The organism is Streptomyces sp. NBC_01498, assembly GCF_036327775.1.
Classification (GTDB): Bacteria; Actinomycetota; Actinomycetes; order Streptomycetales; family Streptomycetaceae; genus Streptomyces.
Map to the genome: position 1 here is coordinate 4752649 of NZ_CP109598.1, position 16768 is coordinate 4769416.

The 16768-nt window shown below is 65.5% G+C and carries 7 protein-coding genes; 3 read left to right on the forward strand and 4 right to left on the reverse strand.

Going from position 1 to position 16768, the window contains the following annotated elements; all coding sequences use genetic code 11:
• Positions 1-50: 50 nt before the first annotated feature.
• Genes OG875_RS20370 through OG875_RS20385 form a run of 4 tightly spaced genes read right to left on the reverse strand, consistent with a single transcriptional unit; the run spans position 51 to position 11784 of the window.
• Positions 51-1874, reverse strand: coding sequence for a DUF1998 domain-containing protein (locus tag OG875_RS20370; protein ID WP_330175646.1), 1824 nt, complete (start codon positions 1872-1874; stop codon positions 51-53).
• A complete protein-coding gene (locus OG875_RS20375; protein ID WP_330175647.1) occupies positions 1871-5101 on the reverse strand; it encodes a helicase-related protein in 3231 nt (1076 codons plus the stop codon). Before OG875_RS20375 ends, OG875_RS20370 begins: the two co-directional genes overlap by 4 nt.
• 15 nt (positions 5102-5116) lie before the next feature.
• Entirely contained in the window at positions 5117-7012 is a 1896-nt protein-coding gene (locus OG875_RS20380) for a UvrD-helicase domain-containing protein (RefSeq protein ID WP_330175648.1), read from the reverse strand.
• Positions 7009-11784 (reverse strand): DEAD/DEAH box helicase, encoded by a 4776-nt coding sequence (locus OG875_RS20385; RefSeq protein WP_443079154.1) that lies wholly within the window; start codon positions 11782-11784, stop codon positions 7009-7011. Before OG875_RS20385 ends, OG875_RS20380 begins: the two co-directional genes overlap by 4 nt.
• A 1004-nt stretch (positions 11785-12788) precedes the next feature.
• On the opposite strand from OG875_RS20385, the gene OG875_RS20390 reads away from it, so the two are divergent.
• Genes OG875_RS20390 through OG875_RS20400 form a run of 3 tightly spaced genes read left to right on the forward strand, consistent with a single transcriptional unit; the run spans position 12789 to position 16755 of the window.
• Positions 12789-14900 carry a helix-turn-helix transcriptional regulator gene (locus OG875_RS20390; RefSeq protein WP_330175650.1) on the forward strand — a complete coding sequence of 704 codons (2112 nt, stop codon included), beginning with the start codon at positions 12789-12791 and terminating at the stop codon, positions 14898-14900.
• On the forward strand, positions 14897-15871 hold the full coding sequence (locus tag OG875_RS20395) for a hypothetical protein (RefSeq protein ID WP_330175651.1): 975 nt from the start codon (positions 14897-14899) through the stop codon (positions 15869-15871). The genes OG875_RS20390 and OG875_RS20395 overlap by 4 nt, the downstream gene beginning before the upstream one ends.
• Positions 15868-16755, forward strand: coding sequence for a DUF6339 family protein (locus tag OG875_RS20400; protein ID WP_330175652.1), 888 nt, complete (start codon positions 15868-15870; stop codon positions 16753-16755). The genes OG875_RS20395 and OG875_RS20400 overlap by 4 nt, the downstream gene beginning before the upstream one ends.
• Positions 16756-16768: the final 13 nt, after the last annotated feature.

Sequence of the window (16768 nt, forward strand, 5' to 3'; positions counted from 1 at the left end):
TGCCCGGCCTCGGCGATGCGCGCGGAGGATCGGACTTCCCCTCGGAGTGGTTATGAGTCGTGGAAGAAACCGATCGATGGGTCGTCGGGTGTCCCTATCAACAGTGCGCGATCGAGGAGGGTGTTGTTCAACTCGCAGCTTGTCTCCGGCAACAGGACACACGCGTGGCAGGCGGCCAGATTGACACTGTCGGCACCACTGGCCTCCGATTCCACGCAGAGCGGATCGGCCGAGCACCACCTGGCCCGACTCAATGCGGACGGCAGAGATGTTTCAAGTTTGTTCGGTTCGCCCTGTGCGACCAAGCCGCCGAGGCTTCCGGCGGAGTCGCTGGTCGCGGTGTAGATGAGGAGTCCAGCCATGTTGTCGTCGCCGTACAACCGTTCCCGAAGCGAGGAGGCGGGGTAACCGCCGTCCAGACTCCACTCGTTGATGAGAACGTGCGCGAGTGTGTGCAGCAGCACCGAGCGAGGCGTCGTAGGTGAGGCCGGGGCGGCCGTAGGGTCTCCGGTACGCACGCGTAGCCGGCGTAGCTGGTTGTTCCTGATGCGTTCCACCCGGGCGGCCACCGCGATGTTCTGTGCCCACGCGTCGAGTCGCCGCTCGTCGAGTCGGAGGAACACCCCCTCGCCCTGGACCTCCATGGCGGGAAGCCACTCCTGGGGAGTCAGGAACAACTCGGCTTTGTGGACATCGGAATGTGTGTCCGGAGTGTCGACCCGGGAGAATGCCGTGAGCGCCCGAACCTCACGGAGTCGTTTCACCAGCATCGGACCCGTCAATCCGTAAGGCGTCAAGGCCGACGCCGACGCCTTCGGCGGCTCACAGATGAACTGTTCCTCCCGATCCGCAGAGCTCTCCAATTTCCCTTCGATCAGTCGCTCGTATTCCTTCCTACGCAGGGCGACGTGGGAACTGTCCTTGATTTGCTCATCGACATCTTCTCCGTCCTCGTGACTCTCTGCCTCTAGGAGTTCGAGTACGGAGTCCAAGGAGAACTCGTACGACTCCTTGATGGTGACGGCTTTGAGATAGATCTTGATTTCGTCGCGTGTCATGACGCGCAATTCGTCCCAATGGTCCGCCAGGCGGGCGGCGAGACCGCCACTCCACGGGGGGATCGACAGTGCGGTCTTCACGATCGGGTGCCATACGACCGACGAGCCTCGTTGAAGGGTTCTCGGCGCTTCGGTGCATGGCTTGACCGGGTCATTCTTGAGCCATGGACGTCTGCCGTCGCAGCGGACCTTGAGCTCGGACAGAGCCCTGCTGCGGAAAGCGCCTTCCATGGAAACTTCGGGGACACCACAGGTGCAGGAGATCAGGATGGAGCGAAGTGATGCCGTCTTTCCGCTGGACCGCAGGCGCATCTTTCCTCCGCACAGGCCGGTCTCGCCGATTCGGCGGTTGTTGCGGTGCGCCCATTTCCAGTAGGGAAAGTCGTCAATGTGCCCGCGGGCGCAGGCCATGACGAAGCGCGAAGGGACCAATTCCTCCTCACAGTCCCCGCACTCGTTCTTACCAGGTGGAGAGTTGAAGCCGCGCACATGCTGCAAGGTGCCGCATCTCGGGCAAGAGTGCCACAGTGGGAAACGGCGGACCCTCACCCCGTCCCTGCTCGTGTCGTCGGAGGCGGGTGGGAGTCGGAAATACTTCACCCCGAGATTCTGCGCGAGTCGATGTTCGTCGATTCTCGGTGCGTCGTTGACATTCCAGGAATCTGTCCCGCATACGATGAACGACTCGTTGTCGACAGCGATCAGCGAGCCGACTCCGTACGTCGTGATCATCTGTGAACGTCGGACCGAACCGCGTCGCGGAAAGCTGCGCTCGGGCGAGCTTCCTCGGCGACGACGGGCGGGCGGCGGGGTCATCGGGATGCCTCCAAGAAGAGAGCGGACTCGGCGTCGACATCGCGCAGACTCCACAGTGTGTGCCACGCCGTTTCATTGGTTTCGTCGTCGAAGGCACACAGAAGAGAGGGTGTTCTTCGACCACGTGGGGATTCGTACACCAATCCGCCGTTCGCCTCGGCCTGGGCGGACCAGTCCTCGACGAATTCGTCGAACGCATCACGCGTCGCCTCATACTCGTCCTTGTTCACCCTCAGGACCCGCTCCAGGAGTGGTGTCTTGACCCTCCGTTCGAGTTCTTCTCGGAACTCGTCGATCCTGCCCGCACCGTCCGCAGGTCGGGCGACGGGGATGAGCAGGCGGGCGAGGGCGACGATCACCGCGTGCAGACCACGGTCACGGGCACGGGAGGAGAACGGCGTGACGCTGGTCGACTCCACCTCGCGATAGAGGGCCGAGTGGAAGTGCCGGAAGCCCTCGTAGTGCGAACGGTCGCGGGAGCGTGCCGAGTTGAGCATGACGGCCACCAGTCCCGGATGCCGTCGGCCGACCCGACTGGTGGCCTGGATGTATTCGGCGGTCGTCTGTGGCTGACCCATCACTGCCATCAGTCCCAACCGGTCGATGTCCACTCCGACGGAGATCATGTTGGTCGCGAGAAGGACATCCACCGTCTCGTCGTGAGGAAGCCGCCGCTCGATCTGTTTGAGTCGGGCCGGGACTTCGCTGGAGTTCGCACGACTGGTCAGCTCTGTCTGTTCCTTGATCGTCCGCTTCTCGACGCCGTCCCTGTCCGCGAGGTACTCCAGATATGCCTCGACGTCGTCGTGCACCTGAAGTTCGGCCGCCGCCAACAACCGGAGGCTGTTGAAGTACCCGACAAGCGTCCAGTACGCGTCACGCACGTCCTCGGTCGTGTCTGCCCGCATCGCTTGGTGCAGAAGTGTCGCGTACGTACGAATGAGCAGTGTGGACTGGCTCGTACTCGGTGTGAGGAGGCCGATGTACTGGCGGCTGGCCTTTCGTTCCCGGGGGGTCTCGACGGCGAACCAGGAGTCGCGTGCGTCGAGTCCCGCCGGGGGGAACTGCGCCACCGCTCGATCGAACAGCGCCTTGCCCTGGTCGGTCGCGCGTCGGATGGTCGCTGTGGAAGCGATGACCTTCGGACGATCGGAAAGGAGGTCCACCGCCGTTTCGTACAGTCCGGTGAGAGTGCCCAGAGGTCCTGAGATGAGGTGCAACTCGTCCTGGACGATCAGCTCGGGCGGGGGGGTTCCGTCCGAGCGGTCGCGGTTGAAGAGGGCAGCCGTTCTTTCGCGCCAAGGCATCGCGGCGAACTTGTCCACCGTCGCGATCACCAGTGTGGGACGGGCGTCATACACGGCCTCGTCCACGAGATGGACGGGGAGGCCGTTGCGGAAGTCACAGGCACCGTCGGGGCAGCGGACGTACATCCGACAGGCCTCCTCGTCCACCTCGTACTGGTACGCGTCGAGGCGGGCGCCACACCAGGGACAGGCGTGGAGTTGGACGGGGTTTTTCTCCTGGAGCGCCTTACCGCCCCGCAGGTCCGTCAGACTGGCCGCCGCAACCGAGAGCTTGTTCGGGGTGGCGGATTGACCGACCCACATCCCGATCGAGATCGGCTCGGTGCCCAGGGTCGCCACATGCTCGATCCGGATCCGCTCCATGGCGCAGATCAAGGCTGTGGCGCGTTCGAACTGTTGCAGAGTGAGCAGCCTGAGGGTGTAGCGCATGAGCACCGTGACGCCCGCGCCGCGCTCCTTCAGCCGCATACGACGCAGGAACGTGATGAAGGCGATGAGTCCGAGATACGCCTCCGTCTTGCCGCCACCGGTGGGGAACCACAGCAGGTCGGCGATCTCGTGGTCCGGGTGTGTCGGATCGACGATTCCTTCCAGACACAGGAGCATGAAGGACACCTGGAAGGGGCGCCATCGTCCCGCGCTGTCGTCGGGCGAACCGACGTGGCCGTTCCTGATCCACTCGCCACGGGCGCGCTGCCGGGCCATCGCCAGGTTGGCGAGGCGGAAGGCCTTCAGGGCATCGGGTTCATCCCTGAGTACCTGGACGCCGGACCGCATGCGCACCAGTGCTTGACGGCACTGCTTGACCTGCTCCCTTGCGGGGGCCTCGAAAGACGTGCCCTTCAGGGTGTCGACTTCCTTCGCTTTGCTCCCGATCCACCTCTCGTATCCCGTCAACAGATCGTCAAGGGCACCGAGAACGTCGGAATCCGCACCGGACGCCAGACCTTGCATGGTGAGTGCCGAATCGTCGATCTCCGGGTTGGAGTCGGTGAGGAGTACGTCATGAGTGGGTACGAACTCCGTCCGTAGCGCGGCGACGGCGGACCGCTCGGCAGGTGGAGCGCCGACAGGCGCCGGGGTCCAGTCCCAGTCGGCGGCACAACCATGGCCCATGGCGAACGTGGGCGCATACCGGTGAAGCAGCCTGCTTGCGCCCTGTTCCGGGTCGACCGGTCCCCTGGTGGCCGGCCGCTCCACGAACGCCCGCTCACCGTTGGGGCAGGTCACAGTCAGGCGAGGCTGGTACAGGGAGAAGGCGTCCTGAAGTTCGTGCTCACCGACCCTTTTCTCGTTGATCAAGGTGACGGTCACGGTGACGGTGGCGTCCGGTCCCGAGGGAGGACGTACAAGTGCCCGAAGCTCAACGCCGTCGCCGAGGGGGTCCGGCCGGAACATGCCGGTGCGTGTCACGTCGATCGTCACGGGACGCAGTGCCAGCGGGCGTCGTCGCCAGTGTTCGGACTGGTCGGACGTGCTTCGGGCCTCCGCACGCTTCGCGGAGATCGGTCGGCCCTGCGGATCGATCGGGTCGTACGCGGCGGCCTCGGTGGTCACCAGGATCGTGGGCGACAGGGCGGGGTCGACGGCGAAGGTGAGCCCCATGGACGACGGCCGCCGGTTGGTGGCGAGCGCGACTCCGAGATCCGGTCCGTGGTCCTCGACGTCGAGGCGTCGCTGGACAGGCACGTCGTCGAGACCGTCGTCCTCGGCTCGGACGGCGGCGAATTCCTCCTCCGCCTCTTCCGTCGAGGGCCGGGGGAACAGCACCCCGACGGGGTAGGTCGTGATCGGCGGGTCCTGCGTCAGAACCTCGTCGTCGCCCCCCGGCCCCGGTCCCATGAGGTCTCGCCGGAGTTGGGCGACGAGTTCGTCGCGCATCGCGTAGTGCCGGCCGTGTCGGCCTTCGCCGTTCGTCATGTCTCAGGTCCCTCTTCAGAGTTCCGTCCGGGTTCGTCGATACCGACCGAGCCCGGACATACGCGGTACCACCCACACTCCGTGGTCGCCGAGTCCGGCACGCGCGGCGGAGGCGGTACTACCGGCCACGCTTTCCAGACAGTCCACCCGGTAGCCCGTGATCTCCACCGGCCAGTTGATGCTCCAGGTTCTGTTGATCTTCAAGGACGCATGAAGGTCCCGACGGAATTTCTGCGACACCACCGCGATCGGCCTGTCGTGGTGGAAAACTGTGTACGGAGGGCTCTCATCGACTGCCAACGGCATCTCGTGCTGGGCACGGAGCACCAGTTCGTCGCCGGGCCGAACCATGGACGTCAGGTAGGTCTGGATCTCCGAGGGATCCGCCTCGAACCCGTCCATACCCGGAGGGTGTTCCCGGGAGACGTCCTGTCCGGACGCAGACAGCCCGTTACGGAAGTACGACTGCCCGCCGCCCAGGTACCAACGGTCGCTGAATTTCTCCCTTCGGACCATTGCCGTGTTGGGGGCCGCGATACGGAACAGGTCGTCCCTCGGACGGGTCATCGCGACGTAGAGCGCCCTGGCTTCGGCGGCAGGGTCGATGTACGTGTGTTGCCTTCGCAGGTCCGTCGTGTTCGGCGGCTCCACCACGATGACGCGATCGAACTCGAGCCCCTTCGCACGGTGAACCGTGGACACCACCAGCCCGACGGGTTCGGTCGTGACGAGGTCGTCCGGGAACCGCCCTTCGACGATCAGCCGACGCACCCCCGTGACGTCCATCAGACCGCGGGGCCCGCGCGCCGCGCCACGCAGTGAACGCCAGAGTCGGCCCGGGTCCTGATCGTCAGGAGCAGGACCGGCGGCGAGAAGGTCCAGGAAGCGCTCCTCCACCATGGTCGTGGACCCGGTGGCACGCAGAACGGACGCGACCCAGGCAGGGACGGGGCGGTCACGGAAGGACCGCTGCAACCGGGACCGGATCCCTCGCGCGTGCAGCGTGTCCGAAAGGACGAGCGCCTGCCGGTTGTCCCGGCAGAGGATCGCGCACGTACCGGGGAACTCCCGCAGCGAGGCCAGGGTGAAGTCGCTGTCCAGCGGACCGAAGTCGGGGCAGCGGCGCAACAGGTCGGAGAGCTCGCGGTGGAGAAGTTCACCGGCGGCGTCGGATTCCTCTGTCTCGGAGGGCAGCCGACGGAGGGTCGGGCCGAGGGGGAGCGCGGTACGCGCCTCGTCCGTACGAGCCCGGAAGTTGGCGGACAGATGGAGCTCGACCAGATCGTCCGGGTACGACGCCCTGAGCCAGTCGAAGAAATAGTTCGTCTCCGCCGCGCGGGCGTCGTCGTCCGCCACCTGGAAACCGAAGATGGCCTGTGCCCCGTCGCCCACCACCGTGAAGCCGCAGCCGTCCTGGAAGCGGTCGAGCAGGGTCTCGACCATGTCCCGGCGATCGCCCACCAGATCCTGTACCTCGTCGATGACGACGTGCGCAGGCGCACCGAGTTCACCGGCCTCGACGGCACCCCGCATGATCGCCTCGGTGGCCTCCTGGATGCGCTCGTCGAAGCCCAGCGTGCTCCATTCGCGGTCGGGATACATGTTCCGCAACAGCGAGTACGCCCATGAGTCGAACGTCTGCACCCTGACCCGACGGGCCTCGCGCCCGTGCAGCGCGATCCGCTCCCGCAACTCCCTGACCGCAGCTCGGGAGAAACTCAACACAAGGATCTCCCGGGCCTCCAGCGCCTCCTCCTCGTCACTCATCAGCGCGTCGAGTCGACGGACGAGGGTGTGGGTCTTGCCGGCACCCGCACCGGCGGTGACCAACAACCTCGTGTCCCATGGCTGTTCGACCACCGTCCGCTGCTCGGACGTCAGTTGCGGACTCTCGAGGTAAACGGCGCTCACTTGGCTCCCCACAGGTGCTCGAACCCGGTGAACGCCAGGGCCTTCCCGTAGTTCGTGATGTTGTCCCGGACGTTCAGGATCAGGCAGGACTCCTTGCCTCCGTTGCGGGGCCCGCGCAGGCCGCGACCGATCATCTGCTGGTAGACGTTCGGGCTGTACGTGGGGCGAGCCACCACAACAGCACGGGTGGCGGGGGCGTCGAAACCCTGCGTGAGAACACCGTAGTTGGTGAGCACACGGATCCCCCCTCGCCGGAAGAGGTCGATCCGCTGTCGACGTTCACCGGTCGGTGTGGCGGAGTCCACCGCAGCGGCTGAGATGTCGAGATCCTTGAGCTTCGCGGCCAGGAACTTCGCGTGGTCGACGGACGTGGCGAAGACAAGGACCGGCCAGTCGGACGGCATGCTTCGAATCTCCTCGAGGATGCGGTCGTTACGGTCCTGGTCATCGGCAAGTCGCTGTTCGGCGGCCTTGGACAGCAAACTGAGTTGGTCGGCCCGCTGCTTCTCGTCGTGCGTCAACTCGATTGTTCCACCAAGAAGTTCTCGGTGCTCGACCCGGGCGAGCATGCCCAACTCCTGCAGCTCCGCGTAGGGAGCACCCGAAGGGAAGATTCCCTCGTCAAGACGCCGGGCGCCGAATCGCTGGACCAGACGGCGGGTCTCCTCGTCGTTGGTGTTACGGAACGGCGTGGCGGTCAACCCGAGCAGGTGCCGTTCGGTCTCACGCGCGGTGAGGCCGAGTTCCGCGAGGATCTCCGTGTACCGCTTCGTGATCGCCCCATGCGCCTCGTCCACGACGACGAGGCCGGCCGACCGCAGCCATGCGTAACCGGGGGTTCCCAGACACTTGTGGAGCTTCGCGTCCGTGGCCACGACGAGGTGCGGGCGGTCCGTCACCGGACCGGCCTCGTTCGACGACCAGAGACGGCTGATGGTGAGCGGGCTGTCGGCCCCCACCTTGGACCAGACGAACTTCCAGCTCTGAACAGCCTGTTCGCACAGCTCCTCGGTCTGGGCGATCCACAGGATGGGACCCGCCAACTGCCCCGACTGCTTGACCCACCTGATGACGGCCTCGGCCGTCACTCGCGTCTTTCCCGCACCGGTGGGAAGCGACAGCATCCCGCGCTGCGGGGTCAGCCGGTCCAGCATCGCGAACACGTTGGTGGCCAGACGCTCCTGGTAGTCGTGCAGGCGTGGGAAGGCCGTCGGTCCTGCGACGTCGATCCTCGGCTCCAGGGACGGTGTCCGGGCACCCGCGAAGGAGTCGGGGAAACCGAACTCCGACACGAACTTCACCGCCGGGGAGGCGCCGCTGAAGGAGGAGGGCGCGTGACTCGGGTACGCCGCGACGAGATCCTTGGCGTGGTTGTGAAGGACACCGTCCCCGTGGGCGTTGTACGCCATCCGCGCGATACGCCGGGGGGAGGGCTCCTCGTCGCCGAGTGCCGCCCGCTCGCTCTCCAGCAGACCGGGTGGCAGACCGGCCCGGAGCGCCGTCGCACCGATCAGAAGTTCCAACTTCTCCTCGACGCTGTCCGCCTCCCGGACCTTACGGAGGGCGCTCTGCACCTGCTGGTCGGCCTCCTGGCGTTCCTGGGCGTCCAGCACGGCGCGACAGCCCGACTCCTCCAGGCCCCAGCGAAGTTCGCGGTCGGCGGTGATCAGTGCGTCGAGTCGGGAACTGGATTCGAGTACGAGCACGGTGGAGCCGTGGAGGGCGCCGGTCAGCGGTGCCGCACGGGTTCCTTGCGGCGTGCGGGTCACCTCCTCCAACTCGGAACACCGGAGGAGGCTGAGATTGTTGACGGAACTCCCGAGCCGCTGGCGAAGGGTGGGGTACTCGTCCCGCAGCGGAATCGGCTCACCCACCCCCACGTGCCGAGTCTCCTTGGTGATGACGTCGGAGTGACGCAGCATCCCCCAGGTGCGGATCAGGAGATCGGCGTCCGCCGAGCCTCCGGTGAGCAGGGCCGGAATCTGCTCGGCGCGGAGGGCCCGATATTCGTCCTCACCGGCGGCCACCGCGATCTCTCCGTCCTCGCGGGCACCCCATTCGGAGCCGATACGGCAGCGTGTGAGCGTGTCGGGGAAGGGCACTTCGAGACGCGTGAGCATCACGTAGGTGCGTCCGACGAAGGCGTCGTCCTCGCTGCTTGCCAGTTCCTGCAGGAGTTGGGCCCATTGGCCGGGGGGAACGTCGGCGACCACGCCGGGCAGATGCAGCTTCCGGGCCTTTTCCGCACTGATGTCGGCCACGGGCAGGACATCGCTGTACGCGTGGAGTTGTGGCCCGACGGCATCGCCCATCCGGACGACTCCTTGCGATGTCGGGAGCATGCCGTGACCGTGGAGCATCCAGCGGAGTGGGGAGATGACCCGTCGTCGGGTCGACGCCTGGACACCGATCTGCATCGTCCACGAGTCGATGACGCTCTCGTCGGGCAGAGCCTTGACGAAGGCTGCCTTGCCCTCGTCGGACAGCCTGGAGAGCAGGTGCAGAGGCCCGCCAGGAGCTGCGCCCTCAAGCTTGATCCGACTGAGGGCGGGCCGGCTCGCGCTGCTGTCCAAGGTCCTGCAGTAGTCCTCGTGGACCGACACGCGATACTCGTCGAACCACTCGGTGCCCTCGGGCCGCTGCCCGCCGACGGGTCGGTCGCGGAGGCCGAACTCGCGGAAGACGGACATGTCGTCGGAGTGGAACCCCATGTCCACCGTGACGGACCCGTCCCGGGTTCCGTCGCCGGGGACGACGGGACCCGGCAGCAGGCAGTCGCTCATCCGGTGGTAGCGACCGTCCACGGTGCGGACGAAGAGCGTGCTCATGGGCGCGCCGACGCGGGTCTTCACCTCCATGGAGACGTGGCTGCCGCCGGCACTGTGGAACAGCTCCCAGAAACGTGTCCAGTCCTGTGGGCCGTAGTTGTCGAAGCCCTGATCGAGAACGCCGACGAAGCGACCACGGGCGTCGGCCTCGCGGATGCCGATCTCGTTGAGGTCAGCTGTCAGAGACGGGTCCGCCGAGAGCCGGCCGTCCACGTACACCAGGTCGTCCTTGAGACCGTCCTGGACCGTTCTACGGAAGACCTTGCCGGCCACGGGAGGCACCAGGCCGTGTTCTTCGGTGAGGACGATGTGGGCCTGACGGGCCTCTGCCGCGAACGGTGAGAACTCGCGAATCATTTCGGCGAGAATGCGGATCGCCACGGCGGAGCCCTCGACAGTGCCGTCGGACACCAGTGCTTCCAACCACTCTCGTACGGTGGCACGTTGTTGCTTCGTCTCGTCGAGGATGTGCTCGACCTTGCCGATGCGGAGTCCGTCCTCCTGGGTGGAGGGGTGGATCCAGTTGGTGGGACGTCCCCGATGGGCGTTCCACATCTGGAGCCATCGCAGCTTGAGACTCCCCTTGGTGCCCATGCTCGGGTGGAGTTTCAAGTCCCTGGGACATTGCAGGACGCCGTCCTGATCAGGGAGTGAAGGGCGTTGTCCTGCCAACTTCCAGATTTGCTCGGTCAGGTACCTGTCCGCCCAGTTCAACGACTCCCTGACGCGACCCGGCAAGAGAGGCAGGTAGGCCGCGGGGTCCTGTCGGGGTGCGAGGTGGGGGAGGGAATCGACGACGAGTCGCGCGGCGACCCGGATGATCTCCTGGTTGAAAGGGCTCGCGTCCAGGAGGTTCTGGCGGTCCTCGTTCGTCTTCCAGGCACCGTTGAGGGCCCCGCTCAGGCTCATGGGGTACTTGGTCGGGAAGAAGGCCCAGAACTCGCCCCGACCTCGCTGCGTCGTGAGGACCGTGTCGCCCGTGTACTCCGGAACCGCCCAGGCGATGTCGATCGTGCCGCGGTCGTGCATCTCGCCGGCACTGCGTCGGGCGATGTCGGTGGGGCGGTGCGCGTGCGTGAACACCTTCCAGTCGGTCGTGACGACGGAGCTTCCCGTCCGGGTCTCGTTGATCGTGTGTCGGTACTCGTCATGTTCGACGGTGATCTCACGACGGGCGTGGGGCATCGGACGACGGTCCTCGAGAACGACAACTCCCACGTGATGCGAGAAGAGTTGGAACCCGGCGGGGAACTCCTTGCGGTCCTCGTCGTCCTTCGCCTTGCTCCGGTGCATGTCGCGTCCGAGCCGTTCCGCCGCGCCGGGCAGCAGCGGAAGCCGCACCACGGTCGTCGCCCAGCCCAGCAGTTGGTCGAGCACGGGGTCCGCCAGACGTTCCTCGGCGGCGTCGAGCGGGCGGGCCATCCGAAGGACCGGCGCCTCGAACTGTTCGTCCGTCTCGGTCCCACGTGCCCTCCTGATCTGGTCGTAGGACCAGTCCCGGTCGAAGCCGAAGGAGCCCGAAGTGCTGAAGAACTGTGGCGTGTTCGTGACAGCCAGAATCGACTTCACCCCCACGCCGAACCGGCCTATCTGACCGCCGCGCTTTTTTGACACGCTCATGCGGAGAATGGTCTCGGCACCCTCCGGGGTGACCTCGGTTCCCTCGTTCGCACAGTAGAGGCGATCATCGGTGAGAACTACGTGAATCCTTCCGCCCGGCGCGGAGGCGATCTCGTCGGCGGCGTTCTGGACCAGCTCGAACAACTGACGATCCCCGTAGCCCCCTTGGGTGATTCGCCGCTCCCCGTTGGCATGCTCCAGGATGAGACCGGGATCGACACGGTAGGTCTCCAGCACGCGTGCCGACTGCTCGAGGATCTTCTGGATGACGGGAGAAGCAGCCGAAGTGCTCGTCGCAGAGGCTTGGTTCACAGTGAGATCCATTTCTGGGGCCGATCGCCGGACGCGAGGAAGGCAGGGGCCGACCACGTTCGGCCGGCCCCGGGGAGACGATGGACGTCAGATCTGACGGTGTATCAGCTTGTCACAGCTCAATGATGAGAATGATGAACTTCCGGCGGGACGGGGACCGCCGAACGCGGCGACGAGGAGTGTTCCTGTCGCGCGGTCCTGTCGTTGCCGTGGGCGTCGACGTGGGACGACGCCGCCGCGAACTACGCGCGCGGCGGGATTCGGCGGTCACCGGGGACTCGCTCCGCTCTGCGCCCCTCTTCGCGGCCGTGCGACGACGGGATGCCTCACGCCTGCGACGAGCGCTCTTGAGATCGGCAGGCGTCATGCCCATCGACATCAAGAATTCGAGACGCAGTTCGGGCCCTTCGATGGAGTCATGGAGATCGATGTACCTAAAGTCTTCCGGCATGGAAGGCCCCCGTTTTCTCTGTCGTCGGTCGGACGAATTGATGGGCATGCAAGTAGGGCGGAGGAATGCACCTGAGGAGAGAAGTACATTACGACGTGCACTGCTTCGGAGAATGATGAACCCGGTTGCTTCCACGAAGCACGCGAATATTGTTTCGAGCACGGATAATTCGCTCTCCACCTTGTGGGTGAAGAGGAGTTTTCCGTTGTTGGGCACGACAAATGGAGGGCCACATTCCGAGGGTTCCTCGGCTGCCGGTAATTTGGCCGTGGCAGCACGTTATGTGGGAATCTCTCATTCGTCAACTCCCGATCAGACATACCTCGTTCGGGGGAGATAGATGGACTCGGCATCGAAATTCGAATGGGGCATATCGGGCAAAGTGTCCATTGCTCCCATTTCCTTTATATGGGTTGATGGCGTCGTATGGAAAATCTGGAACGAGAAAGGAACCGGGGGTCGAGTGGGCTGCGTCAATCAACATTGTCACTCATGATGGTTGTCAAATATCGGCTAGGATGAGGCTCGCAACGATGTGCCGAACTGAGGCGAGGAGTGGTGTGACGTGGACGGCGGAGAGGACTTCGGTCCCTGGCTGGCGCGACAGCTACGACGGTTGGGCATGAGCCAGGCTGAACTTGGGCAGCGAGTGGGTCTCACTCGCGCGGCCGTCTCCGCCTGGATCACCGGGAGGGCTGTGCCGCGCGAGGACATGATGCGCCGTATCGCGGAGGCCCTCGGTACCGACGCCGGCACGGTTCACACACGCACGACGGACACCGTGAGCGTTCGTCCCGTCTCCTGGTACCACCGACCGTCGCATGCCGACGGAGGACGTGAGTTCGGCAATCCCGCGGCCTTCGCCTTCGAGGCCGACGTCGATGTCCTGGCGCGGGAGGCGACCCAGAACAGTCTCGACGAACGCCTGGACCGCGCCTGCCCCGTGCGGGTTCGGTACACCCTGCACGAACTCAGCGGTGAGCCGCTGGCCCGCTTCCGGGACGCGATCGGCTGGTCCTACCTGCGTCCTCACTACGAAGCTGCGGCTGCCCAGGACCAGAAGGTGGGCAGGGTCATCGCCGAGGGCCTGCGCGACATGAACGAGCGGGACCGGCTCGTACTTCTCCGGGTCGACGACTACAACGCCTCGGGTCTCACCGGGGACGACTACGAGGACGGCCGGTTCGCGGCGGTCGTCCGACGGCAACTCGACAGTCACAAGTCGGACGACGGCGCGGGCGGTTCGTACGGTCTCGGCAAGGCCACCTTGTGGGCCACCAGCCGGCTGGGACTCGTCCTCATCAACTCCACCTTGTCCGAACCTCACGAGGGTCGTTCGCAGCGCCGACTGATCGGGCGCCTCGAACTGCCCTGGCGGATGGTGGACGGGGAGACCTATGCGGGTCCTGCCTGGTTCGGCGAACCCGACACAGATCCGGGAGCCCGGAAGAACGTGGCGCGTTCATGGTGGGCCGACGAGGAGACCGTGGAGCGCCTTCACCTGACACGCGAGAGCGAGGAGCCCGGTACGTCCTTTCTCATCGTCGGGGCGCACGACGTGGCGAGCGGACCGAACGACCCGGCAGGGGAAGAGGCCGACGAGGAGGAGTCCGTCCAGACGATGCACAGGAAGTTGGTGCTGGCGCTCGCCGACAACTTCTGGGCGGCCATGACGTCCGGCTCCACCACCGCGCCCCTGCTCGAAGCATCGGTTCGGAGCCTGCGAAACGGCGCCGTGGTGATGAAGGAACAACGTGTCGATCCACGAATCGCGCGCCCCGCACTCACCCGGGCACTGAAGGCGTTCTTCGACGGACAGACCGTCGACCGACTCACAGAGGTCGGAGAGGTGGCCATGGCGCGGGTTCCCTTGAAGGTTCCGGCGATACGTGGACGTGGCAAGGCTGTCGTGCACGAAGCGGTGCTCCTGGTGACCGCTGCGGAGGACAGAGATGGCAAGCCCAACCACATTGTCACCATGCGGGGCAGCCGAATGAAGGTCCGGTCCGTACGGGTCTCGGATCTTCCCCTGGGGGCCGGCCCGTTCCAAGCGGTACTACTGGCAGGCCATGCAGCCGGACAGGACGCGGCGGAGGCCGACAGGGCCGAGGCATTCCTTCGCGCTTCCGAGCCACCCGAGCACAACAAATGGGCTCAGACGGAAGAATTGCGCGCAAGTTACTCGCCCACGGCTCACTGGCGGATCTCCGAGTTCACCACGGCTGCCAACAAAGCGGTTCGGGCGATCGTCGGTCGTCGCGAGGAGCGGAGTCAGGAGGGTCCAAAAGCGCTTCGGGAGCTGTTGGGGCTGGAAGGCGCGCCGTCGGCCGGCACGAAAGGCGGCGGCTTCCCGGTCATCCTCGACCTGGACGCCTTCGTGGACGACGCGGGAGCGTGGCAGATCGAGGCGGAGGTCAAATTGCCCGTCCGAAAGGACCCATGGGTCATGAGCCCGGTCGCCCGATTCGAGGTCAGGTCGGGCGGGCGGCCGTCCGTTGCGTGGTCGAGCGTCGTCGCCGGCGACAACTGCCGAGTTGTCGACGACGCACTGCACTTCAAGGCCGGCGCGCGTACGGCATCGTTCACCGCCACCACAGATGTCTCCACCCACCCGGTGCGCGCGGTCCTCGCAGGCTTGGTCGTCGATCTCCAGAAGTCGAAGGGTGCCTCCGAATGAAGGTCTTCCCCTACCCGACCTTGGCCGGAGAGGTATCGCTCCAGGTGACGGCCGTGAAACAGGACCAGCACAGACTTTCCACGTCGGTGTTCTCCGGAGACGAGCGTGTCGTCGCTCTCCACCAGGTGGAGCGGTCCGACTGGACCTACTGCCGGATCGGCCTCACCGCGTTCCTGCCCGCCAAGGAGTTGGACGAGGGGCCATGGCAGGACGTCGCTGCCGTCGCCGTGTTGACCGAGAAGGCTACCAACACGCGTACAACGGCGGTGCTTCGACGGCAGGGGGACGGGACGGAGTGGAAAGGGAGGCTCGGACTGTGGCGGGCGGCCCATCTCAGCCGTGCCGATTTGTCGGTGTCCGTCGTCGCGACGACGGACGGTGTGCCAGGACGGGTGATCGGCGGATCCGAGGCGAACTGGGTGGTCGACTTCACCGCACGATCGCCGGTCCGTCGACGTGAATTGCGTATCAACGAGGTCGACTTCGTGGACGGGCCGCAAGAGTGGCTTCGCCCATTCAAGGATGCCCCCTGGCTGGTGGAGACCTCCGGGGAACTTCCGACCGTTCATCTCAACACGGGATTCGAGGGCGTCGCGGAACTGCTCAACTCCGGTGGTGGCTCGCTTGAAAGGGCTGTCAGAGACATGCTCGCGACACAGATCGCCATCGACGTATGGACAGCGGTGTTCCATGCCGCCGTCAGCGACCTCGAACTGGATGCCGAGGGAAAACCCGAGTGGCCCGGCGGATGGCGCGACACGGTGCTTCGAGGAATGCTCCGTGACGTCCTCCCGGGGATGTCCGACGTCGATGCGTTGGGTGAGATATATGCCCGCCGCAAAGAGTCGTCCGGTTGGAACGAACTTCTGCCCCGCATCAGTTATGCGGCGGGGCGGCGGGCGAAAGTGGCAAGAAACCTCGGCACCACCATTCGGGCACTCGACGCGTCCCAGAAGGCGAGCAAGGCATGACCGACAAGCCCGAACCTCTCCCGGACCGCCTGGCCCTGCTCCCGGACATCAATGCCGCCAGGTACATCAGTACGGGAGTGCGGGCGGGTCGGGAGGATCCGCCGTACATCGACCTGAGCCGTCAGGTGTTGGCGTTGCCGGATGCAGATTTTCGTTTCCGGGTCGAGCCGGTGCGGGATCTGATCGACGACGTGATGCACCTCTACAAGGACGACACGCGTACCAAGGCCGACGCGTGGCTCGCTCCCCGCCTGCACGCGACGCTTCGGCTCACTCGTAGGGAGGCTGCCGACGAGGGTCTGTGGAACCACCTGGCGCTGGCTGTCGCCCCGGACTACCTCGTGTGGCGGCACCTCCCGGCGAAGGGCAAGGACGGTCTGCCCCCGATGGTCTCGGCGAGTCGATTCCGCGGTGCGCATCACACGCAAGCCTTTTCCCGCCTGTGGTGGGCAGCCGAACTGTTCAGAAACGGTGCCGACTACGGTCCGGCGGTGGTGGCCTGCGGGAATCAGGACGTCCTCAACACGGTGTTGCGATTGGACGTCATCGACCACAGGCCGACCGCACAGGCGTTGATAAGACTCGTGGAGCAGGAGGTGGCGAGTACGGGCCGTGAGGTGAACGCTCTCGCCACCGTTGCGAACGCAGCAGCGAGCACTCTGCTGTACGACGTACTCGCGGCGGACGACGAGGGGGACGGCGAGGCGCTGCACGAATGGGTCATGAGCGCCGACTCGGCTCCGCCGGTGGCGCGCCGGTCCCTACCTCAGGGGCCCGGAGACATCCCCGTACCGGAAGAGGCCGTGCACCTTCTGGCCGAACAGTTCCGGGACCTCTTCCAGGACGCGCCGGTACGGGGGAGAACCGTGGCGTCCGAAGTGTGAGCCCGTCGACCGG